We start from the raw sequence: 18,802 nt of genomic DNA, 5'->3' as shown, positions 1-18,802 counted from the left end.
GTAACGGTACCGGCTAGCAGCACCGTCAGCACGATGCCCAACCCGAGATAGTGCCCGCGGCGGCGGCCGACCAGTCCAGCTTCGGTGACCAACTTTTTGACGTGGAAGAAACTTTGAGGATCACCGGGTTTAACGGTGGGTGCTGGAGCGTCCAGCAGAGAACTGCGAGGCAAATATAATCCTTGATTGAAAGAGCTCGCTGCGTCGTGAACAATAAATTACCCGACCGAGCCTATTACCCCCATTCTACTCAGGTTCACGGCCGCTCTCGCTGTTCTTCCGCTGTCAGATTCTGCTCTTTCACATATTTCTTTGAGTTCTATCCAGCTTTGAGGGCCAGTGACGCTGCGATGCGTGTGAGCGCTTCCTCGTTGCCGATCTGCAGCAGCTCAGCGATCATCGCGACCATTGCTTCACCTAGCCGTGCAAGGATGGCCACGGCTTGCGTGTTGCCTCCTTCCAGCTCGGAGGCGATGATCAGGAAGGCTTCTCGGTCTTGGCGGACCAGTGATGTCAGTAGTGCGATACCTAGTGCTGCTTCAGGGCTGTTGCCCATGAGATATTCCCATCGATGAAGATAAATTCGGATGTTTCTTCCGTACACGCGGCGCAACGTCGGCAGCATCTTGAGCCTAGCAGGGTATTGAGGGAGCAGCTTCTCGTAATACAGCGCCTGCCAAGCGCCCAGCGCTGGATCCCGAATAATCGATCGCAGTATGGCCCATGGAGCAACTGTAGTAACTCTGTGAAACTTCCAGTGCCTCTGAAGTGCCCGGGCCCACTGCTTCAAAGCTGTGATATTAGCGGCTTAGGGGCATGACTCTCCTTGATTAGCGAGCACGGACCTGACGACCAGTGCGGCCCTGAAAGTTCGTTATTCGAAAGTGCGAGCGAGTGAATGATGCCAAGTAATTGGTCCCTTGCTGGAGTAGCAGACGGGCCTACTCGATACTAAAGTGGCAACGCGACAGCCCTAGGGAACCTGTTTTCATCTTGGGGAAATGAACGAGTCGACACCTGGCAGTTGGGTGTGGACATGGAGCAAAAGATTCTGGACCGGGTTTGTTGTCAGTGGTGCGAGCAACTTCTGGGCGCCAGTATTGTCGGCAGTTTTACACGGCATGACCTGCTTACTTGCCAGATTGAATGTGCCAATAAGAGTGGGCGGCGACAGGTGCTCCCTGACGACTCCGGTAAGTTCTGCCTCTAATCGGTTGCCATCATGATCCCAACCCAATCCCGGTCGCAGCTCCCACTGGCTATGGAAAAGCTGGGACAAGACATCATGTCGAGATTGGCCGGCCGACAGCCCTATGTTCCTCAGGGGTAAGGTGCTGTCGAGAACATAGCTGGGGAGCACGATCAGGGGCTTACCTTGGCTTTTCCTCCCAATGGTGGTTATATCCCGGGGATGCTGGCACGATCATCCTACTGCCACTATTGCTGACCGTGCGATCAGTGTGAACGAAGGAGCATCATGCATCTGCCCGTACCCCGCGGAGACCTGTCCCAAGCGCTGAACAATGCGTTGCTGTGCAACCCCTCGGAGGAATACGCAGCCTATTTGGCAACGGTCGCAACTGATCGGTTGGCTGCGGCTTCGGATGTGCTGGATGACGGGGACCTGCAGCTGAGCCTTTTCGTGCTCTACGAACTGCACTATCGGGGATTTGAAGAAGTTGATGACCGCTGGGAATGGGACCCCGGGCTCCTTTCGCTTCGGGCCCGGATCGAGGAGGCTTTCGAGCAAGCGCTGCGCGAGGCGGCAGGCTCGATTCCAAGCGTGGAACCCAGCTCCGCGAAAGTGGCCCAAGCCCTGTTCGAGCTTGCTGCTGATGATGCTGGGCCGTCGGTCTCGAGGTTCATCCAGCGCAAGGCCACTGCCGGCCAAGCACGCGAATTCCTGATACTGAAGTCGATTTACCAGCTCAAGGAAGCTGATCCGCATACCTGGGCGATCCCGAAACTCGAAGGCCGTGCAAAAGCCGCCATGGTGGAGATCCAGGCTGATGAATACGGAAATGGGCAGCTGCCGCGAATGCATAGCGAGCTGTTCAGGCAGACCATGAAGGGCGTGGGGTTGCGTGATGATTTCGGCGCGTACGTGGACCGCATACCGGCGGTGACGCTGGCGGCAGTGAACATGATTTCGCTCTTCGGCATGCACCGGCGCCTTCGGGGAGCCATCACTGGCCACCTGGCACTGTACGAGATGACTTCCTCAATACCCCAGGCCGCTTATGCCCGCGGGTTCCGGCGCCTGGGATATGAATCCCCGGTGACCGATTACTTCGATGAGCATGTGGAAGCTGATGCTGTCCATGAGCAAATTGCCGGCCGCGACCTCGCGGGCGGACTGGCTGAAGACGAACCGGATCTGGTGCCCGACATACTCTTCGGAGCCCAAGCCGCTGCAGCGGTTGACGCGTTGGCAGGCGCGAAGTACTTGGACGCGTGGGAAGCTGGAAGGTCGGCGTTGCATGCCGGAGCGGGGGCAGTGGTATGAGCGAGGGGCGCAGCGCTTCGGAAGCGGCCATGATTACTGTTTGCCCGCAGGGCCCATTGCTGCTCAGGGGAGAATTTGAAATCGTGGATGCCGAGGGGCAATCCATCGAGGCCCGGAAAGGGCCGGTCGCGCTATGCCGTTGCGGGGGCTCTGCCATCAAGCCTTTTTGCGATGGCACGCACAAGCTGATGAAGTTCGAGCGCCCGAAGTAGGATACTGGCTCCTGAAACGGGCTATTGCGCATCCGGTCCGCAGCGGGCCGGCACTGCCGGGACCTGCAGCGTTTGATGCCGTTCGCCGAGCTGCCTGCGCGGACGCGGGAATGCGGCTAGTTGGTGGATCCCGGGTGGCGCGATCCCAGCCGCCTGGAATGCAGTTGCGGCAAGCCTGCGTAGGGTTTGGCCGTCAAGCTGGCGCCCAGGGATTCCAAAGCGTCAGGGACGACGGAGCAGTCCTGATCATTGTGGGGCTGGCCCGCTGCATCGCCATGGTGTTCATCTGGAATGACCTGGCCTGCGGCGACCGTGAAGCGGCTGCCGTGCTGGTGGCCATCAACTCGGTCTTCCAGGTCATCGCCTTCGGCGCCCTGGGTTGGTTCTACCTGCAGCTGCTGCCATCCTGGCTGGGCTTGGAAACCACCAGCGCCGAGTTCTCCATTGCCGCGATCACCGCCTCGGTGCTGGTCTTCCTGGGCATCCCGCTGGTGGCCGGCTACCTGACCCGTACCCTGGGCGAAAAGGCCAAGGGCCGCGACTGGTACGAGAGTAAATTCCTGCCGAAAATCGGGCCGTGGGCACTGTACGGGCTGCTGTTCACCATCGTGCTGCTCTTCGCGCTGCAGGGAGACAACATCATCTCCCAGCCGCTGGATGTGCTGCGCATGGCCGTCCCGCTGCTGGTTTACTTCGTGGTGGTTTTCGGCGCCGGAATGCTCATCGGCCACTGGCTGAAGCTGGGTTACCCGCGCACCACCACTCTGGCGTTCACCGCGGCCGGCAACAACTTCGAGCTGGCCATCGCGGTAGCTATCGCCACCTTCGGTGCCACCAGCGGCCAGGCCTTGGCCGGGGTGGTGGGTCCGCTGATCGAGGTGCCGGTCCTCGTCGCCCTGGTCTACGTGGCCCTGTGGTCCCGGAAATTCTTCCCCGCTGCCAAGCCAACTACCACTTCTGTCTAAGGAAACAATCATGGCTGAAAACAACATCAAGCCCTCGGTCCTCTTTGTCTGCGTGCACAACGCCGGGCGCTCGCAAATGGCCGCTGCCTACCTCTCCCACCTGTCCAAAGGCCGCATCGAAGTGCGATCGGCCGGATCCGCCCCGGCTGATTCGGTGAACCCGGCCGCCGTCCAGGCAATGCTGGAGGAAGGCATCGACATGTCCGCGGAAATCCCCAAGGTGCTGACCACCGAAGCCGTGCAGGACTCCGATGTGGTGATCACTATGGGCTGCGGAGATGCCTGCCCATTCTTCCCGGGCAAAGAATACCTTGACTGGAAAATCGCCGATCCGCAGGATGTGACATTCGAGAAGACCAGCGAGATCTTCAGCGATATCGAGACTCGCGTTAACGATCTGTGGGAGCGTATCAAGGGCACCTAGTCTCGCTCTTGGCGAGGAGCCAGGCAGGCATGGCTTCCATGCTTCCAGTGAGTCCTAGTTCAACGCCAAAAGGCCTGGCGTCTGCCAGGCCTTTTGGTTTGGAAACCGCAGACTCCCTAGTGCGGATAGTAGAAAGCTTTCGCAGAACCCGGCGCGCAGCACCCAGCTAGTTTGCATGGGCTTCAATTGCAGCTCTTACCGCGAATTTCTGCGCTCAGATCGAGTCCGAGGCGCCGCGGGAAAACGGTGAGGCCACCGGCTGGTAAGCGAGAACCTGCGCCAAGAGCGGTTCGAATTCTTCTAACTGGGCCAACTATCGAGGACCAGTTCAAAACCCCCGCCGAGCATTTGCACGGATTTTTATCGGCAGCCTGGCTGCCCGTGCTTGCCTGCGCCCTCTTAGTGCTCGCCGCCGAGCTTTCCGCCTAGGCGTTCGCGCATCTTCAGGCTGGCGGTATTCAGACCCTCGATCTGAACGGTTTTGCCGTATTTCTCGTACTTCTCCGTAATGGCATCCAGCGATGCGATGGTAGAGGCGTCCCACAGGTGCGAGTTGTACATGTCGATGACCACGCGGTCCGGATCCTCGGCGTAGTGGAACTGGGTGTAGAGATCGTTGGAGGAGGCGAAGAAGAGCTCGCCATTGACCTCATACTTGGCGATCTGCTCCCCGAAGTGCTCCGCCAGGCGGCGTTCCACGGTGACCAGATGGGCCACCCGGTTGGCGAAGAGCACCATCGCGGTGAGCACGCCCACCCCGACGCCGATGGCCAGGTTGTGGGTGGCGACCGTGAAAGCCACGGTGATGAGCATGACCGTGGTTTCGCTCTTGGGCATCATGCGCAGCGTGGAAGGGCGGATGCTGTGCCAGTCGAAGGTGGCTATGGAAACGAAGATCATTACCGCGACCAGTGCGGCCATCGGGATCAGCGCCACGATGTCGCCCAGTGCCACGACCAGGATCAGCAGGAAGGTTCCGGCCAGGAAGGTGGAGATGCGGGTGCGTGCCCCGGAGGCCTTGACGTTGATCATGGTCTGCCCGATCATCGCGCAGCCGCCCATGCCGCCGAAGAATCCGGTGATGATATTCGCCGCGCCCTGGCCCCAGGATTCGCGGGTCTTGTTCGAGTGGGTGTCGGTGACGTCATCGACCAGCTTGGCGGTCATCAAGGACTCGAGCAGGCCGACGAAGGCCATGGCCAGTGCGTAGGGGAAGAGCACCTGCAGGGTTTCGAGGTTCAGCGGGATATCCGGGAAGAACAGTGTTGGCAGGGACTCGGGCAGCTGGCCCTTGTCGCCCACGGTGGGTACGGCAACCGAGGCGAATACGGTGATCAGCGTCAGCACCACGATGGCCACCAGCGGGGCGGGGATGGCGGTGGTCAGCTTGGGCAGGCCGAAGACGATCAGCAGGCCCAGGGCCACCAGCGGGTAGACCAGCCAGGGTACGCCGAGCAGCTCGGGGAGTTGGGAGAGGAAGATCAAGATGGCCAGAGCGTTGACGAATCCGACCATGACCTGGCGGGGGATGAAGCGCATCAGCTTGGCCACGCCCAGCAGGGCCAGTACCACCTGGAAGGCGCCTGCCATGATGACTGCGGCGATGAAGTAGTCCACGCCGTGGCTGGCTACCAGCGGTGCGATGACCAGCGCGATGGCGCCGGTGGCCGCGGAGATCATGGCGGGGCGGCCGCCGAAGAACGAGATGGACACCGCCATGGTGAACGAGGCGAACAACCCGATGCGCGGATCGACACCGGCGATGATGGAGAAGGCGATGGCCTCGGGGATCAGGGCCAGGGCCACGACCAGGCCTGCCAGCACCTCTGTTTTCAGCAGCCGCGGTGATTTCAGGGTGCGCAATACCGATTGGCGCTCGGTGGGACTCAGTGCGGAAGGATCCGCTGTGGTGCTGGTGCTCATAGGTGAGCTCCCTTCTTTTCAAGCCAGTAAGCGTGGGGCACGTGCAGTGCGTAGAATTCATGGGATGGGCATCATTGCGCCGCAGACGAGGCAAGAGCTGCCGGAGCGGTCGTAGAACTGATGCCGTCGAATATAACTCTAACCTAACGTAAGGGTAGGGTTGTAATTGGAGGAAACGGAGGACTTCATGGATCAAGCGAAGACCGAAGGTGCGGGCGGTTCGATGCATATCGGTGACATGGTCGAGGCTACCGGCCTGTCGCATCGCACCATCCGCCACTACGACGAGGTGGGGTTGCTGCCGGCGAGCACCCGCAGCGAAGGCGGTTTCCGGATCTATACCGACTCGGATCTGGCCCGCATGCTGGTGATCCGCTCGATGAAGCCGCTGGGCTTCTCGCTGGAGGAAATGGGGGAGCTGCTTGACGCGGTGGACGCGCTCGCGGCAGATCCGCAGGACTCCGTCGCCCGGGCCAAGCTCGATGACTACACCCAGCGTGCCAGCGCCAAGCGCGACAAGCTCGCGCTGAACTTGCAGCGTGCCGAGTCCTTCATCGCGGATCTTCGCACCAAGTAGGCCTGAAGCATGGAGATCCGCTTAGCCGCGATGGCGCAGAACCACTGGGCGGATGTCGCCCGCATCTATGCCAGCGGCATCGAGACCGGCCTGGCCACCTTCGAATCCGAGGTGCCGGCACGCGAGAAGTTCTTCGCGGCGAAAATTCCTGCCTTGTCGCTGGTGGCCATTGCGCCCGATGCCAAGGTTCTCGGCTGGGCTGCGGCCAGCCCGGTTTCGGCCCGCCCGGCCTACCACGGCGTGGTGGAGCACTCGGTGTACATTGATCCGGATCATGCCGGATGCGGCATTGGCACTCGGCTGCTGGCCGAGCTGATCGCCCGGGCAAGGGAAGAAGATTACTGGATGGTGCAGTCGGCAGTCATCGCCGGCAACGAAGCCAGCAGGGTACTGCATGCCAGGGCCGGGTTCCGCGAGGTTGGCCGGCGCGAGCGGATTGCCCGGGGTGCCCGCGGGGCAGTGGCGGGGCAATGGCTGGATACCGTCCTGTATGAGCTCAGGCTCTAGGTAGCGCCCTGCCCAGGTGGGTCTGCGGCCTAGCCCTTGGGTGCCAGGCTGGATCCTAGGGATTCCAAAGCGCCAGGGACGACGGAGTAGTACGCCCACACCCCGCGCTTTTCGCGGTGCAGGATTCCGGCCTCCACCAGGATTTTCAGGTGGTGCGAGACCGTCGGCTGCTTGAGGCCCAATGGTTCGGGCAGGTCGCAGACGCACGTCTCGGCCGATTCGCTGGCGGAGACGATGGACAGGATGCGCAGGCGGTTGGGATCGCCCAGGGCCTTGAAGCGCAGCGCCAACGCTTCGGCCTGCCCGGCGTTGAGGATTGCCTCGCCTTGGGATGGCGTGCAGCAGGCGTCGGCTGCCGGTACTGGGGAAGTTTCTCCGGCAGGATTCACGGTGGCTGTGCTCACGGGCCTTGGCTCTTTTCTTCTGGTGCCAGAGATTGACAAACGTCGATATGTTTCATCATACTCAAAACATCGACAATCGTCGATGCCTATTCTTGGAGTGATGAATCAGTGGCACCCGCGCCTGCGCTAGACACTGCCCCCGTGGCGGCAAAACTTTCCTTCCTGGACCGCTACCTGGCCCTGTGGATCCTGCTGGCCATGGGCGTCGGCTTGGGTCTGGGCCGCATCTTCCCTCAGCTGGGCGAGCTGCTGGACCGCTTCACCGTGGCCGGGGTCTCGGTACCCATCGCCATCGGCCTGCTGGTCATGATGTATCCGGTGCTGGCCAAGGTCCGCTACAACGAAACCGGCCGCGTGCTGGCCGACAAGAAGCTGATGATCACCTCGCTGGTGATCAACTGGGTCCTGGCCCCGGCGTTCATGTTCGTCCTGGCCTGGGTATTCCTGGCAGACCTGCCCGAATACCGCACCGGCCTGATCATTGTGGGCCTGGCCCGCTGCATCGCCATGGTGTTCATCTGGAATGATCTGGCCTGCGGGGACCGGGAAGCGGCCGCGGTGCTGGTGGCCATCAACTCGGTCTTCCAGGTCATCGCCTTCGGTGCCCTGGGCTGGTTCTACCTGCAGCTGCTGCCATCGTGGCTGGGGCTGGAAACCACCAGCGCCGAGTTCTCCATTGCCGCCATCACCGCCTCGGTGCTGGTCTTCCTGGGCATTCCGCTGGTGGCCGGCTACCTGACCCGTACCCTGGGCGAAAAGGCCAAGGGCCGCGACTGGTACGAGGGAAAATTCCTGCCGAAAATCGGGCCGTGGGCACTGTACGGGCTGCTGTTCACCATCGTGCTGCTCTTCGCATTGCAGGGCGATAACATCATCTCCAAGCCCCTGGATGTGCTGCGCATGGCGATCCCGCTGCTGATCTACTTCGTGGTGGTCTTCGGTGCCGGAATGCTCATCGGGCATTGGCTGAAGCTGGGTTACCCGCGCACCACCACTCTGGCGTTCACTGCCGCCGGCAACAACTTCGAGCTGGCCATCGCGGTAGCCATCGCCACCTTCGGTGCCACCAGCGGCCAGGCCCTGGCCGGCGTGGTCGGCCCGCTGATCGAGGTGCCGATCCTGGTTGCCTTGGTCTACGTGGCCCTGTGGTCCCGGAAATTCTTCCCAGCTGCCAAGGCTCCCGCTACTTCTGCCTAAGGAAAAAACTCATGACTGCTATCGAAAAGCCTTCGGTTCTCTTTGTCTGCGTGCACAATGCAGGGCGTTCCCAGATGGCCGCCGCCTTCCTCTCCCACCTGTCCGGAGGGCGGATCGAGGTCCGCTCGGCCGGTTCCGCCCCGGCCGATTCGGTCAATCCGGCCGCCGTGGAAGCCATGAAAGAAGTCGGCATCGACATGTCCGCGGAAATCCCCAAGGTGCTGACCACCGAAGCCGTGCAGGACTCCGATGTGGTGATCACTATGGGCTGCGGAGATGCCTGCCCATTCTTCCCGGGCAAGCGCTATGAAGACTGGAAGCTGGAAGACCCCGCAGGGCAGGGCATTGACGGCGTGCGGCCAATCCGTGATGAAATCCGTGCCCGGATTGAGAACCTCATCGCCGACCTGCTGCCGGCCAGCTAAGCGCAGACCGTCTCCAGAATTCCAGTAGCCAAGGAGAAACCCATGCAGGAGAACCTTCCAGTCATCGTCATCGGCGCCGGCCCCATCGGCCTAGCCACCGCCGCCCACCTGCGCGAACGTGGGCAGGAGGTGCTCGTCCTGGAAGCAGGAGCCAGCGCAGGCGCCGCGATTTCGCGATGGGCCCACATCAAGCTCTTCTCCCCATGGCGTTTCAATATCGATGTCGCCGCCCGCCGGCTGCTGGAAACCCCCAGCGAGGGATACGCCGGAGGCTGGGAAGCGCCGCGGATCACCAAGCTTCCCACCGGCGCGGAGTTGGTCAGCGAATATCTCCAGCCGCTGGCCGCCCACCCGGACCTGTCACCGCGCATCCGCTACGGCCACCGCGTGGCGAAGATCAGCCGTGTGCTGGCCGACGGCCGCGGTGCCGACAAGGCACGCACCGCGCACCGAGATGAAGCCCCGTTCCTGGTGCGCACCGAAACTCCGGGCGGCCCGGTGGATCTTCTCGGCCGTGCCGTGGTTGATGCCAGTGGCACCTGGAACCAGCCAAGCCCGGTAGGCCGGGCCGGAATCGAAGCCATCGGTGAAGCGCAGGCGCGCGAGCGCGGCTTCATCATCTGCGGGCTTCCTGATCCGCTGGGCGCCGATGAGCAGGAGCTCGCGGGCAAGAAATTGCTGGTGCTTGGCGCCGGGCATTCGGCGGCGAATACCGTCATTGCCCTGGGCCGGTTGCAGAAGAAGTTCCCGGACACCCGGATCCTCTGGGGCCTGCGCGGGGCGGCCAACCCGATTCGCCTGTACGGCGGGGGAGCTGCTGACCAGCTTCCAGCCCGGGGCCAGCTGGGCACGTCCCTGCGCCGGCTGGTTGAGAACGGCAATGTGGAACTGCTGGAAAACGTGTCCGTGGCTTCGATGAGCGCCGGCGAGCAGCTATCCGTGTCGCTGGCTGACGGGCGCGAGCTGGCCGTTGACCGCATCATCGCGGCCACTGGTTTCCGCCCGGACCTGCAGATGCTCTCCGAACTGCGTCTGGACTTGGATGAATGCGTTGAAGCCCCGCGCCAGCTCGGGCCATTGATCGACCCGGAATTCCACAGCTGCGGAACGGTCAGCGCGCACGGCGAAAAGCAATTGGCGCACCCGGAAAAGAACTTCTACATCGTTGGAATGAAGAGCTATGGACGGGCTCCGACGTTCCTGATGGCTACCGGCTACGAGCAGGTGCGCTCCATTGCCGCTGGCTTGTCCGGCGATGCCGAAGGGGCGGGCCGGGTTGAACTGGATCTGCCGGAAACCGGGGTCTGCTCCACGGATCTGGGCGGTTCCTGCGATGCCCCCGCGGCCAGCGACACCGCCTGCGGAACCGAGCCCGCCGAAGCTGCCGGCTGCTGCACCTCGCCGCAGCCGGTGAGCCTGGGATTGGCCACGGGAACACTGCACGGCAACAGCGAAGTGGCCGCCCAGTAAGCCAGCTTGGGCAAGGGTCGATCGCCACGGAAACTCGATGGAGCCAAGGGGCAACGCGGCATAAGTCGCGCTGCCCCTTGGCTCCATTTTCTTTTCGAGCGCCGGGATAGGCCCGCGTATCAGCTCACCGGGACCGGTGTGTTCCTGGACGCCGGATCCTGCTGCTTTGCCGCGCCTCGGGTACCGGCACGCTGCGGCGCCGGGATTCCGGCGAGCGCCACCGCGCATACGGAAGTGAGCACCAGCGCGGTAGCCGGGGCGATGGCAGTCCACGGAGCCCGCTCGACATAGCCGATGCCTTCGGCCAGCAGCAGGCCCCACTCCGGGGTGGGCGGCTGTGCCCCGAGCCCGAGGAATCCGAGGGCAGCCAAGGCCAGTGCCACCCCGGGCAGCCGCAGCATCCCGTGCCTCAGCAGGGCCGGAAGCACCGCGGGCAGCAGATGCTGGACCCAGATCCGGCCGCGCGGCACCCCGGAGAGCGGAAGCCAGCGGATATGCGGCATGGCCCGGGCTTCGTCGAGCAGCGAGGCAGCATGCGTGGCCAGCGGAGGCCAGCTCACCCAGAGCACGGCCAGCGCCGCACCGCCGACCGAGGGGCCCAGCAAGGCCGCGATGACCACCCCGGCCAGAATCGGCGGAGTCGCGTTGGCGATTACCGCCGGCCCGCGCGAGATCTCGCCTGCTGCCGCTAGCAGCAGGCCGATCAGGATTGCGCAGGCCACGATTCCCAGCGCCGGGCCTACCGTGCCCAAGGTTCCGTGGGCCACGCGGGCCAGCAGATCCCGTCCGCTGGAATCGGCGCCGAATGGCAAACCGGCCCCCGGGGCTTGCAGCCTCTGGAAGGCAAGGGTGTAGGGGTCGCGCGGCAGTCCGAAAGCCAGGATGGCCAGCAGCGCGGTGCAGGTGATCGCCGCAGTCCAGCGCTGGATCCTGCCGTTGCCGCGCGCCTCGGGCGGGGCTGGCAGCGATCCTGCGGGCAGGGCGCCGCCGCGCAGCGCGCGCCGGGCCGCTGCGGTGAGCATTCCGATCAGCAGCGCCGATCCCGCCATCAGCAGCAGCCCGGCCTGCAAGGCGGGAATATCCTGCGCATTGGCCGCCCCGAGCAGATAGCGGCCAAGTCCGGGCACCGCGAAGACCTGCTCTACGGCCACGGCGCCGCCGAGCAAGCCGATGAACACCAAGCCGAGCTGGTCGATGACCGCCGCGGCGGCCCGGCGCAGCACCCCGGAGAGGATGGCCGGCGCCGGAGCTCCGGCCAGGTGCCAGATCCCGGCCCAGCGTTCGGCGGCCACCGAGGCGATGGCATCGGCCAGCAGCCGGCCCAGCAATCCGCCGGCCGGGATGCCCAGGGCCAGTGCGGGCAGGACCGCGGTGTCCAGCCCGGTCCACCCGTAGGGCGGAAGCCATTGCAGCTGCACCGCCACCAGTACCAGCAGCAAGCTGGCCAGCAGGAATTCGGGCAAGGCGGTCAGTGCCACGCCCAGCGGCCCGGATCCTGAATGCTGCCGGTTGCGCAGCACGCGCAGCGCGGCGGGCAGCACCAGGGCGAAGGCCACGGCGAGCGCGATGATGGTGGCGAAGGCGGTGAGCGTGGCGGAGACCGACAGCGCCCGCCAGACGCCGGGAGCGATTTCTGCCCCGCTGACCCAGGAGCTGCCCAGATCCCCGTGCAGCACCCCGGACCACCAGTGCAGGCTGGTGGCCAGCGGGCCCTGGTCCAGGCCCAGCTGCGCGCGCACGGCGGCCAGCGCCTGCTCGGTGGGTTCCAGTTCGGCATAGCGTGCGCGCAGCACCGCGGCGGCCGGGTCCGTGCGCGAAAGCCAGGGCAGCGCGCCGGCTACCATCAGCAGGGCCAGCGCGCTGAGCAGGCAGGATGCGAAGGACGGCCAGGAGAGGCGCCGCGCCTTCAGAGCGAACCAGTTCATCAGCGTTGCGGCTCCTGGTCGCTGTCCAGGCGGGTCTGCGCAGTGATCAGCTCGCGTTCGCGCGGATCCTGCGCGGCATCGCGCACGGCGGGGCCCTCGCCCTGGATCACGCGTTCGTGCAGCAGCGCGATGGCCGCGTCGGTGCCCAGGATCCGGGCTTCGGCCAGCATGATCTGCTGCTGGCGCTGTTCCCCGGCTTCGGTTTCCGAGGCTCGGGCGATCGCCTGGTCCACGTCCTTGTCGCAGAGCTGGGCGATGGCGAAGCCGCCTTCGCAGGTGAAGTCGGAGGCGAAGTACGCAACCGGGTCCCCGGAATCCAGCACGGTGGCGCGCGAGAGGATGAAGGCATCGAAGGCGCCGTCCAGTGCGTCGGCCTCGATGTACTGGTATTCGCGCACATCCTGCTTCACGATGAACCCGGCCGCTTCCAGCTGCTGCTCCAGGATCACCGCGACTTCTGGCAGTTCGGCGCGGTCGGTGAAGGTGCCCAGAGTGATTTCCACGTCCTTGACCTTGGCCGGTTCGGCACGCTGGGCCAGCAGCTGCCGGTATTCTCCAGAATCGCGCAGCCCGGCGGCGTAGGGCAGGGCCGGGCCGAGCAGGCCCTCGGCTATATCGGCGCGGTTCTCGTACACCGACTCCACGATGGCCGCCCGGTCGATGGCTTCGCGGGCCGCGGCGCGCACCGCCGGGTCGGCGAACGGGCCCTTCTCGGTGTTCAGGTACAGCGTGTTGGTGCGCGGCATCGGCACTTCGGTGAGCAGCTCCTGGTCCACCGTGGCGGCCTGCCCGGCGGGGATGGCCTCGATGACATCTGCTTCCGAGGTGCGCAGCGCGGCGGCGCGGGCGGTGCCATCGGGCACGAACTTCACGTCGATGCCCGAGGCTGCGGCCTTTTCGCCCCAGTAGCCCTCGTACCGGTCCAGGGTGGCCCCGGAAATCCCGTCTACGTCCACGATCTGGAAGGGGCCGGTGCCGTGGCCGGCCGGATCCACCCCGTTGGCGGTGTAGGCTTCGGCGGCGAAGATGGCCAGCTGCGGGCTGGAGAGCCGCTGGGGCAGCAGCGGGTCGGGGTCCGCGGTGGTGATCCGCAGTCCGTGCTCCCCGCGCACCGCGACCTTCAATGCGGTTCCGTTCAGGATGCGCGGCACCGGGGTCGAGTCGATGGCCCGCTGCAAGGAGTTCGCCACCGTTTGGGCGGTCAGCGGCTGGCCGTTGTGGAAGCTGACGCCTTCGCGGATCTCGAAGTCCCAGGCAAGCTCGCCGCTGCGTTCCCAGCTGGTAGCCAATGCCGGCTGGGCGTCCCCGGACGCGTCGAGATTGACCAGGGTTTCGGCGGTGGACCAGCGCGAGAGCTTGAACGCGTCGTCGCTGAGCGGGCTGAGCCCGGAGCGGGGCGGCTGCATGTGGGCTACGGAGATGCGGTCGGTGCTTCCGGCCTGCTCGGCGGCCGCGGAGAAGCAGCCGCTGAGGGCAAGTGCCCCGGCCAGCGGGATGGTGAGCAAAGCCAGGGTCTTGGGGCGGGGTCGATTCATGGGTGCGAGGTCCTTGGGGATGGGTGATCGGTGATGGGTGATCAGCTGGTGGGCGGGTTATTGGGACGGTGGGCGGATGGCGATGGTGCGCGAGCATTGCGCGGCCAGCTGCGGGTCATGGGTGATCAGCAGCAAGGCAATGCCCGAGTTGGCGGCGGTGGAGAGCAGCTGGCCGGCGACTGCCTGGGCGGTGTCCGGATCCAGGGCGCTGGTCGGCTCGTCCGCCACCAGCACCGAGGGGTTCACTGCCACGGCGCGGGCCAGCGCGGCCCGCTGCAACTGTCCTCCGGAGAGCTGGTGCGGGCGCCGATCCAGCAGTGCCGTGTCGAATTGCGCCAGCTCGGCAGCCCGGTCGATGCCCGTTCCGGGGCCGGCTGGGGGAGCCAGCCGGTGGATGGCCTGCTGCAGCGAGGTGCGGATGCTCCAGCGCGGCACGAAGGCGGCGGCAGGATCCTGGGGCACGCCCTGGACCAGCCGGCGGCGTGCTGGCGCGTGGCTGCGCTTCGGTGCGCTCCAGTGCTGGCCCAGCACGCGGATTTCTCCGGAGTCCGGCAGCTCCAGGCCCAGCACGATGTCGGCCAGGGTGGATTTGCCGGCGCCGGACGGCCCGGTGACGGCCACCGATTCGCCCGGGGCCAGCGTGAAGCCAAGGGGCTCCAGGACCAGTCGGCGGGCTGCGCCGTGCCCGCGCAGTGCGCTGAGCGCGGATACTTCCAATGCGGGGATGCTCAAGCCGGTACCCGTTCCAGCCGGGGCGCGCGGGTGCTGGCGATCTTCCCGGAGTCCAGGACCAGGTGCCGGGTGGCCAGCGCCTGGGCAACTGCCGCGTCGTGGGTGACCAGCACCAGGGCCTGCTGCTGGCCCAGCAGGGTGCCCAGCAGTTCCAGGATGAGGTCCCGGGCGGTGTGGTCCAGGGCGCTGGTCGGTTCATCGGCAAGGATCACCGGGGCCTGGCTGAGCACGGCCAGGGCTATGGCGGCGCGCTGTGCTTGCCCTCCGGAGAGTTCTGCGGGACGTCGTGCGAGCAGCTGCGGATCGCCCAGCCCGGCGTCTTGCAGGATGCCGCGGACTTGCTGCGCGCTGGCGCCGGTGGCCTTGCGCAGTTGCCGTCCCAGCGGCAGCAGCGGATGCAGGGCGTCCTGGCCGCGCTGCGGGATGTAGCCGATGCGCGTTGATCCGGGAGTGCGGGTTCCGGTGAATTCCAGTCCGGGTGCCCAGTTCCCGGTGATCATCGACAGCAGCAGCGACTTGCCAGCACCCGAGGGGCCGGTGATGACCACGCGCTCGCCGGGAAGAAGCATGAACTCCTCGACGTCGAGCAGCGGGCTGGCGGCGCCGGGCAGTCCCAGGCGCGCGTTACGCAGGCACAAGGCCGGGCTGGGCGGCAGTGGGGCGCGGGGCTGGCGGGCGAGCTCGGGCTCTTCAAGAGTCATAATGAGAATCATTATCACTTAAGTTTTCTCGGCAGCGCAAATCAGCCTCCGGGATCGGCAAGGCGGCCGTGGCGGGCCGCGGCTGCTGGCCAAGCTGGGTGAATTCGCCTAATTTTTCGTGGCCGTACCGAACCTCGGCGCTTGTGCATACCGTGGAATCAGGGTGCGGCAGCAAACTGAGCAAGAGGAGAAAGCGATGATGGAGTCGTTATGGCAGGCGAAGCGTTCTTCCGGTGGAGCCGACCAATTCCAGCCGGGCGCAACCTATGACGCCATCGTCGTAGGCGCGGGGCTGACCGGGTCCGCTACGCAGGACCTCGCTGCCATTGACTCGAGGACTGGCACCGGAGGGGACTAGGTGTCTGGAAAAGCAATTCGACGCCCACAGCGCCCGCCGAGTATTCATCGGCTGTAACCAAGGAATGATTTCGGAAAGTGCAGGGATGATGATTCACTGGAATTTCAAGTTCATCCGCCGTTCACCTTGGACCCCAGGAGAAGTTTTGCGAACCACCGGACCTGCCCGGCCACCTCTGCCTCGAACCGCCGCTTTCACCGCGATTGCCAGCATGGGCCTGGTCCTGCTGCTTTCGGGCTGCGGGTCGGACTACCCGCTGGGAGAAGAGCAGCGCAAGGCCGCTGAATCGAATAGCTCTAGCCTCCAAGGCACGCTGACCGGCGGCGGATCCACCGCGCAGAATTCCGCCATGAACGCTTGGACCACCGAATTCTCCACCATGCATCCCCAGGTCCAGGTGCAGTACGCCTCGGTGGGCTCCGGCGCCGGACGTGCCGGGCTCTTGGCAGGCGGCACCGAATTCGCCGGATCCGACGCTTACCTGAAGGAAGAGGAAGTCCAGCGCTCCATCGAGACCTGCGGCCCGCAGGGTGCGATCAATATCCCGGCGTATATTTCGCCGATCAGCATCGCCTTCAACCTGCCGGGCATCAAGGAATTGAACATGGATGCCCCAACGATCGCCAGGATCTTCTCCGGTGAGATCCGCTCGTGGCAGGACCCGGCCATTGCCCAGCTGAACCCGCAGGTCCAGCTGCCCGACCTGCCGATCACCGGGGTGGCGCGCGCCGACGATTCGGGCACGACCGAGAACTTCACCGAGTACCTGCATGCGGTTGCTCCCGAAGCCTGGCCGCACGAACCGGATGGCGGCTGGCCGGATGCCACCGGCCTGGAGAAGGCCCAGGGCAATGCCGGTGTGGTGACCACCGTGACCCGCGCCGTGGGCGCGGTTACCTATGCCGATGATTCCCTGGTGGATAAGTCGCTGGGTAAGGTGAAGCTGAAGGTCGGCGAGGAATTCGTGGCAGTCAGCGGGGAATCAGCGGCCAAGGCAGTGGCCGAATCGGAACGGGTCCACGGTCGCGGTGAGCACGATATCGCCCTGGAGCTGGACCGCAAGACCACCGCCGCCGGCGCGTACCCGATGGTGCTGGTCTCCTACCTGCTGTTCTGCAGCGGCTACGAGGATCCGCAGACCGTGGAACTGGCCAAGACCTTCGGCCAGTACGTCGTCAGCGACCAGGGGCAGAAGACAGCGTCCGACTCGGCCAAGAGCGCACCGATGCCGCAGCAGCTGGCCGAAGATGCCCGCGAAGCCATCGATTCGATCACCGCGCGTTCCTGATTCGGGCGAACAGCCCTGCTGCATCCATCCGCAGGAAGGATGCAGCAGGGCTAGCTATGCAGCAGTCTTGGCCGCCGCGCGGTACGCGCGATTTCGCGACCCGAGCAGCGCCGCGCCGATGACCGCGGCCAGCAGCGAACCGCACAGCACCCCGACCTTCACGTACTGCGCTTCCTCGCCGCCCTGGCCGAAGGCCAGCTCGCCGACCAGTAGGGAGACGGTGAAGCCGATGCCTGCCACGAAGGACAGCCCCAGCACATCAGGCCATTTGATGCTGCCATCCAGCTTGATTCCCGGAAGCCTGGTGACCAGGAAGGTGGCGGCGGTGATGCCCATCGACTTGCCCAGCACCAGGCCGGCAATGATGCCCAGTGCCACCGGGCTGGCCAGCGCTTCGCCCAGTCCGGACAGGCCGCCGACCGGAACACCGGCAGCGAAGAAGGCGAACACCGGAATGGCGATGATGGATGAGGGAATGGACCACCGGTCCGCGAAGTGGGCGGCCAGGCCTTCGTGGATCACTTCGCCCTGCTCGGTGCTCCCGGTGCTCCCGGTGCGCACATGCGCCCGCTGGGTGGCAATCACCGGAACCATGAAGCCCAGCAGCACGCCGGCCACCGTGGCGTGGATTCCCGAGGCATGCACCAATGCCCAGACGGTGGCGCCGAGCGGGATCAGGACCCACCAGGCGCGGACCCCGCGCTGCACTGCCAGCGCGAATGCCGCCAGTGGCAGCAGCGCGAGGAGCAGCGGCAGCCAGGCCAGGTCATCGGTGTAGAAAATGGCGATGATGGAAATGGCCAGCAGGTCATCGACCACCGCCAGCGTGAGCAGGAAGGTGCGCAGGGCAGGGGGCAGGAACTTGCCCACCACTGCGATCACGGCGATCGCGAAGGCGATATCAGTGGCTGCGGGGATTGCCCAGCCGTTGATGGCGGAGCTTCCCGATGCGGAGATGACAAGGACGTAGAACAGTGCCGGCAGCGCCACGCCGCCTACGGCTGCGGCCACCGGAACGATCGCCGTGCGCGGATTGCGCAATTTGCCGACAACGAATTCTTCCTTGAGTTCCAAGCCGACAACGAAGAAGAAGATGGCGAGCAGGCCGTCAGCGGCCCAGGCTCCGACCGAGAGATTCAAGTGCAGGGACTCGGGGCCGAAACGGAAGTCGCGCAACCCCTCGTACCATGGGGCTGCAGGGGAATTGGCCAGGACCAAGGCGGCGAGGGTGGCGCAGAGCAGCAGCAGCCCGCCCATCGAGTCCTGCTTGAGGGTTTGGCGGATTCCACGCCACAGGGCGTGGGGTGCTTGGCGGGATACGCCAGTTGAGGGGTATGGCAAAGTAACGGGTCTTTCTGGGATCCGGGAAAAGGGCACGAGGGCGCGCGGAATCCGCCGGAGAAAAACCAGGAATCGGGACCGCGCAACTAGTGGCGCGGTGGCGGGCAGCCGGCGATCTCGCCGTGGGCGTTGGTTCCCCAGGAACTCAACCACCCATTGGTGCCGCTGGCTAGCTTGGTCAGCAGTTTTCCCTTGGGGAAAACGGCAGCGAGAAGCCGCTGCGCATGCGTTGAGACAACCAGAGCCATGCTTCCAGTCTACAGACCAGCGATGCATTGGCCTAACTCGAGACGTCACGGCTGCCGTGGGCTT

At 64.9% G+C, this 18,802-nt stretch carries 19 protein-coding genes and 1 pseudogene; 11 read left to right on the top strand and 9 right to left on the bottom strand.

Going from position 1 to position 18,802, the window contains the following annotated elements; all coding sequences use genetic code 11:
- Positions 1 to 319 precede the first annotated feature (319 nt).
- On the bottom strand, positions 320 to 556 hold the full coding sequence (locus tag ACFVHU_RS08035) for a hypothetical protein (RefSeq protein WP_105658704.1): 237 nt from the start codon (positions 554 to 556) through the stop codon (positions 320 to 322).
- Between the two features lie 921 nt (positions 557 to 1,477).
- On the opposite strand from ACFVHU_RS08035, the gene ACFVHU_RS08030 reads away from it, so the two are divergent.
- The 4 genes and pseudogenes from ACFVHU_RS08030 (at position 1,478) to ACFVHU_RS08015 (ending at position 4,107) form a co-directional block, all read left to right on the top strand.
- Positions 1,478 to 2,506 carry an iron-containing redox enzyme family protein gene (locus tag ACFVHU_RS08030; RefSeq protein ID WP_388023784.1) on the top strand — a complete coding sequence of 343 codons (1,029 nt, stop codon included), beginning with the start codon at positions 1,478 to 1,480 and terminating at the stop codon, positions 2,504 to 2,506.
- The gene (locus ACFVHU_RS08025) at positions 2,503 to 2,718 is read left to right on the top strand and encodes a CDGSH iron-sulfur domain-containing protein (protein WP_133834746.1); all 216 of its coding nucleotides are present in this window, start codon (positions 2,503 to 2,505) and stop codon (positions 2,716 to 2,718) included. Before ACFVHU_RS08030 ends, ACFVHU_RS08025 begins: the two co-directional genes overlap by 4 nt.
- 242 nt (positions 2,719 to 2,960) lie before the next feature.
- A pseudogene (gene arsB / locus ACFVHU_RS08020) lies at positions 2,961 to 3,683 on the top strand (ACR3 family arsenite efflux transporter); the annotation flags it as partial.
- A 10-nt stretch (positions 3,684 to 3,693) separates the two neighbouring features.
- Positions 3,694 to 4,107 (top strand): arsenate reductase ArsC, encoded by a 414-nt coding sequence (locus ACFVHU_RS08015; protein WP_388023781.1) that lies wholly within the window; start codon positions 3,694 to 3,696, stop codon positions 4,105 to 4,107.
- Positions 4,108 to 4,506: 399 nt separating this feature from the next.
- On the opposite strand, the gene ACFVHU_RS08010 is transcribed toward ACFVHU_RS08015, so the two are convergent.
- Positions 4,507 to 6,030 (bottom strand): SulP family inorganic anion transporter, encoded by a 1,524-nt coding sequence (locus ACFVHU_RS08010; RefSeq protein ID WP_133834748.1) that lies wholly within the window; start codon positions 6,028 to 6,030, stop codon positions 4,507 to 4,509.
- 187 nt (positions 6,031 to 6,217) lie between these two features.
- On the opposite strand from ACFVHU_RS08010, the gene ACFVHU_RS08005 reads away from it, so the two are divergent.
- Together ACFVHU_RS08005 and ACFVHU_RS08000 are read left to right on the top strand one after the other, a co-directional pair.
- Positions 6,218 to 6,607 (top strand): MerR family transcriptional regulator, encoded by a 390-nt coding sequence (locus ACFVHU_RS08005; protein ID WP_286172296.1) that lies wholly within the window; start codon positions 6,218 to 6,220, stop codon positions 6,605 to 6,607.
- A gap of 9 nt (positions 6,608 to 6,616) precedes the next feature.
- Positions 6,617 to 7,114, top strand: a complete 498-nt coding sequence (locus ACFVHU_RS08000) for a GNAT family N-acetyltransferase (protein ID WP_286172297.1) — start codon at positions 6,617 to 6,619, stop codon at positions 7,112 to 7,114.
- Positions 7,115 to 7,143: 29 nt separating this feature from the next.
- On the opposite strand, the gene ACFVHU_RS07995 is transcribed toward ACFVHU_RS08000, so the two are convergent.
- Positions 7,144 to 7,518 (bottom strand): metalloregulator ArsR/SmtB family transcription factor, encoded by a 375-nt coding sequence (locus ACFVHU_RS07995; protein WP_332489430.1) that lies wholly within the window; start codon positions 7,516 to 7,518, stop codon positions 7,144 to 7,146.
- A 141-nt stretch (positions 7,519 to 7,659) separates the two neighbouring features.
- On the opposite strand from ACFVHU_RS07995, the gene arsB (ACFVHU_RS07990) reads away from it, so the two are divergent.
- Genes arsB (ACFVHU_RS07990) through ACFVHU_RS07980 form a run of 3 tightly spaced genes read left to right on the top strand, consistent with a single transcriptional unit; the run spans position 7,660 to position 10,610 of the window.
- Positions 7,660 to 8,715, top strand: coding sequence for an ACR3 family arsenite efflux transporter (arsB, locus tag ACFVHU_RS07990; RefSeq protein WP_388023775.1), 1,056 nt, complete (start codon positions 7,660 to 7,662; stop codon positions 8,713 to 8,715).
- 11 nt (positions 8,716 to 8,726) lie between these two features.
- Positions 8,727 to 9,140: an arsenate reductase ArsC gene (locus ACFVHU_RS07985; RefSeq protein ID WP_388023772.1), complete on the top strand. Its 414-nt coding sequence runs from the start codon at positions 8,727 to 8,729 to the stop codon at positions 9,138 to 9,140.
- 42 nt (positions 9,141 to 9,182) lie between these two features.
- Positions 9,183 to 10,610, top strand: coding sequence for an FAD-dependent oxidoreductase (locus ACFVHU_RS07980; protein WP_388023769.1), 1,428 nt, complete (start codon positions 9,183 to 9,185; stop codon positions 10,608 to 10,610).
- A 119-nt stretch (positions 10,611 to 10,729) separates the two neighbouring features.
- Here ACFVHU_RS07980 and ACFVHU_RS07975 read toward each other — a convergent pair whose 3' ends face one another.
- From ACFVHU_RS07975 to ACFVHU_RS07960, 4 genes are read right to left on the bottom strand one after another with little or no spacing between them, the layout of a single operon-like run.
- Complete coding sequence (locus tag ACFVHU_RS07975) at positions 10,730 to 12,535, bottom strand: ABC transporter permease subunit (protein WP_388023766.1); 1,806 nt, start codon at positions 12,533 to 12,535, stop codon at positions 10,730 to 10,732.
- On the bottom strand, positions 12,535 to 14,070 hold the full coding sequence (locus ACFVHU_RS07970; protein ID WP_388023763.1) for an ABC transporter substrate-binding protein: 1,536 nt from the start codon (positions 14,068 to 14,070) through the stop codon (positions 12,535 to 12,537). The genes ACFVHU_RS07975 and ACFVHU_RS07970 overlap by 1 nt, the downstream gene beginning before the upstream one ends.
- Before the next feature lie 57 nt (positions 14,071 to 14,127).
- Positions 14,128 to 14,802 carry an ATP-binding cassette domain-containing protein gene (locus ACFVHU_RS07965; RefSeq protein WP_388023760.1) on the bottom strand — a complete coding sequence of 225 codons (675 nt, stop codon included), beginning with the start codon at positions 14,800 to 14,802 and terminating at the stop codon, positions 14,128 to 14,130.
- Entirely contained in the window at positions 14,799 to 15,503 is a 705-nt protein-coding gene (locus tag ACFVHU_RS07960; protein WP_388023757.1) for an ATP-binding cassette domain-containing protein, read from the bottom strand. The genes ACFVHU_RS07965 and ACFVHU_RS07960 overlap by 4 nt, the downstream gene beginning before the upstream one ends.
- 196 nt (positions 15,504 to 15,699) lie before the next feature.
- Here ACFVHU_RS07960 and ACFVHU_RS07955 point away from each other — a divergent pair, with 196 nt between their 5' ends.
- On the top strand, positions 15,700 to 15,861 hold the full coding sequence (locus ACFVHU_RS07955; RefSeq protein ID WP_388023754.1) for a hypothetical protein: 162 nt from the start codon (positions 15,700 to 15,702) through the stop codon (positions 15,859 to 15,861).
- A gap of 211 nt (positions 15,862 to 16,072) precedes the next feature.
- Positions 16,073 to 17,149, top strand: coding sequence for a phosphate ABC transporter substrate-binding protein PstS (pstS, locus tag ACFVHU_RS07950; protein WP_332595336.1), 1,077 nt, complete (start codon positions 16,073 to 16,075; stop codon positions 17,147 to 17,149).
- A gap of 54 nt (positions 17,150 to 17,203) precedes the next feature.
- Here pstS and nhaA read toward each other — a convergent pair whose 3' ends face one another.
- Positions 17,204 to 18,490, bottom strand: coding sequence for a Na+/H+ antiporter NhaA (gene nhaA / locus ACFVHU_RS07945; RefSeq protein ID WP_388023751.1), 1,287 nt, complete (start codon positions 18,488 to 18,490; stop codon positions 17,204 to 17,206).
- Positions 18,491 to 18,576: 86 nt separating this feature from the next.
- Positions 18,577 to 18,738: a hypothetical protein gene (locus ACFVHU_RS07940; RefSeq protein WP_166650850.1), complete on the bottom strand. Its 162-nt coding sequence runs from the start codon at positions 18,736 to 18,738 to the stop codon at positions 18,577 to 18,579.
- Positions 18,739 to 18,802 lie beyond the last annotated feature (64 nt).

Source organism: Glutamicibacter sp. NPDC127525 (genome assembly GCF_042672105.1).
GTDB lineage: Bacteria > Actinomycetota > Actinomycetes > Actinomycetales > Micrococcaceae > Glutamicibacter.
This window is presented reverse-complemented; position numbering and strand designations above follow the sequence as displayed.

Bases quoted from the DNA above. Each gene is read 5' to 3' on its own strand.
- ACFVHU_RS08035 (WP_105658704.1), bottom strand. From the start codon at position 556: ATGGGCAACAGCCCTGAAGCAGCACTAGGTATCGCACTACTGACATCA.
- ACFVHU_RS08030 (WP_388023784.1), top strand. From the start codon at position 1,478: ATGCATCTGCCCGTACCCCGCGGAGACCTGTCCCAAGCGCTGAACAAT.
- ACFVHU_RS08025 (WP_133834746.1), top strand. From the start codon at position 2,503: ATGAGCGAGGGGCGCAGCGCTTCGGAAGCGGCCATGATTACTGTTTGC.
- ACFVHU_RS08015 (WP_388023781.1), top strand. From the start codon at position 3,694: ATGGCTGAAAACAACATCAAGCCCTCGGTCCTCTTTGTCTGCGTGCAC.
- ACFVHU_RS08010 (WP_133834748.1), bottom strand. From the start codon at position 6,030: ATGAGCACCAGCACCACAGCGGATCCTTCCGCACTGAGTCCCACCGAG.
- ACFVHU_RS08005 (WP_286172296.1), top strand. From the start codon at position 6,218: ATGGATCAAGCGAAGACCGAAGGTGCGGGCGGTTCGATGCATATCGGT.
- ACFVHU_RS08000 (WP_286172297.1), top strand. From the start codon at position 6,617: ATGGAGATCCGCTTAGCCGCGATGGCGCAGAACCACTGGGCGGATGTC.
- ACFVHU_RS07985 (WP_388023772.1), top strand. From the start codon at position 8,727: ATGACTGCTATCGAAAAGCCTTCGGTTCTCTTTGTCTGCGTGCACAAT.
- ACFVHU_RS07980 (WP_388023769.1), top strand. From the start codon at position 9,183: ATGCAGGAGAACCTTCCAGTCATCGTCATCGGCGCCGGCCCCATCGGC.
- ACFVHU_RS07975 (WP_388023766.1), bottom strand. From the start codon at position 12,535: ATGAACTGGTTCGCTCTGAAGGCGCGGCGCCTCTCCTGGCCGTCCTTC.
- ACFVHU_RS07970 (WP_388023763.1), bottom strand. From the start codon at position 14,070: ATGAATCGACCCCGCCCCAAGACCCTGGCTTTGCTCACCATCCCGCTG.
- ACFVHU_RS07960 (WP_388023757.1), bottom strand. From the start codon at position 15,503: ATGACTCTTGAAGAGCCCGAGCTCGCCCGCCAGCCCCGCGCCCCACTG.
- ACFVHU_RS07955 (WP_388023754.1), top strand. From the start codon at position 15,700: ATGATGGAGTCGTTATGGCAGGCGAAGCGTTCTTCCGGTGGAGCCGAC.
- pstS (WP_332595336.1), top strand. From the start codon at position 16,073: ATGGGCCTGGTCCTGCTGCTTTCGGGCTGCGGGTCGGACTACCCGCTG.
- ACFVHU_RS07940 (WP_166650850.1), bottom strand. From the start codon at position 18,738: ATGGCTCTGGTTGTCTCAACGCATGCGCAGCGGCTTCTCGCTGCCGTT.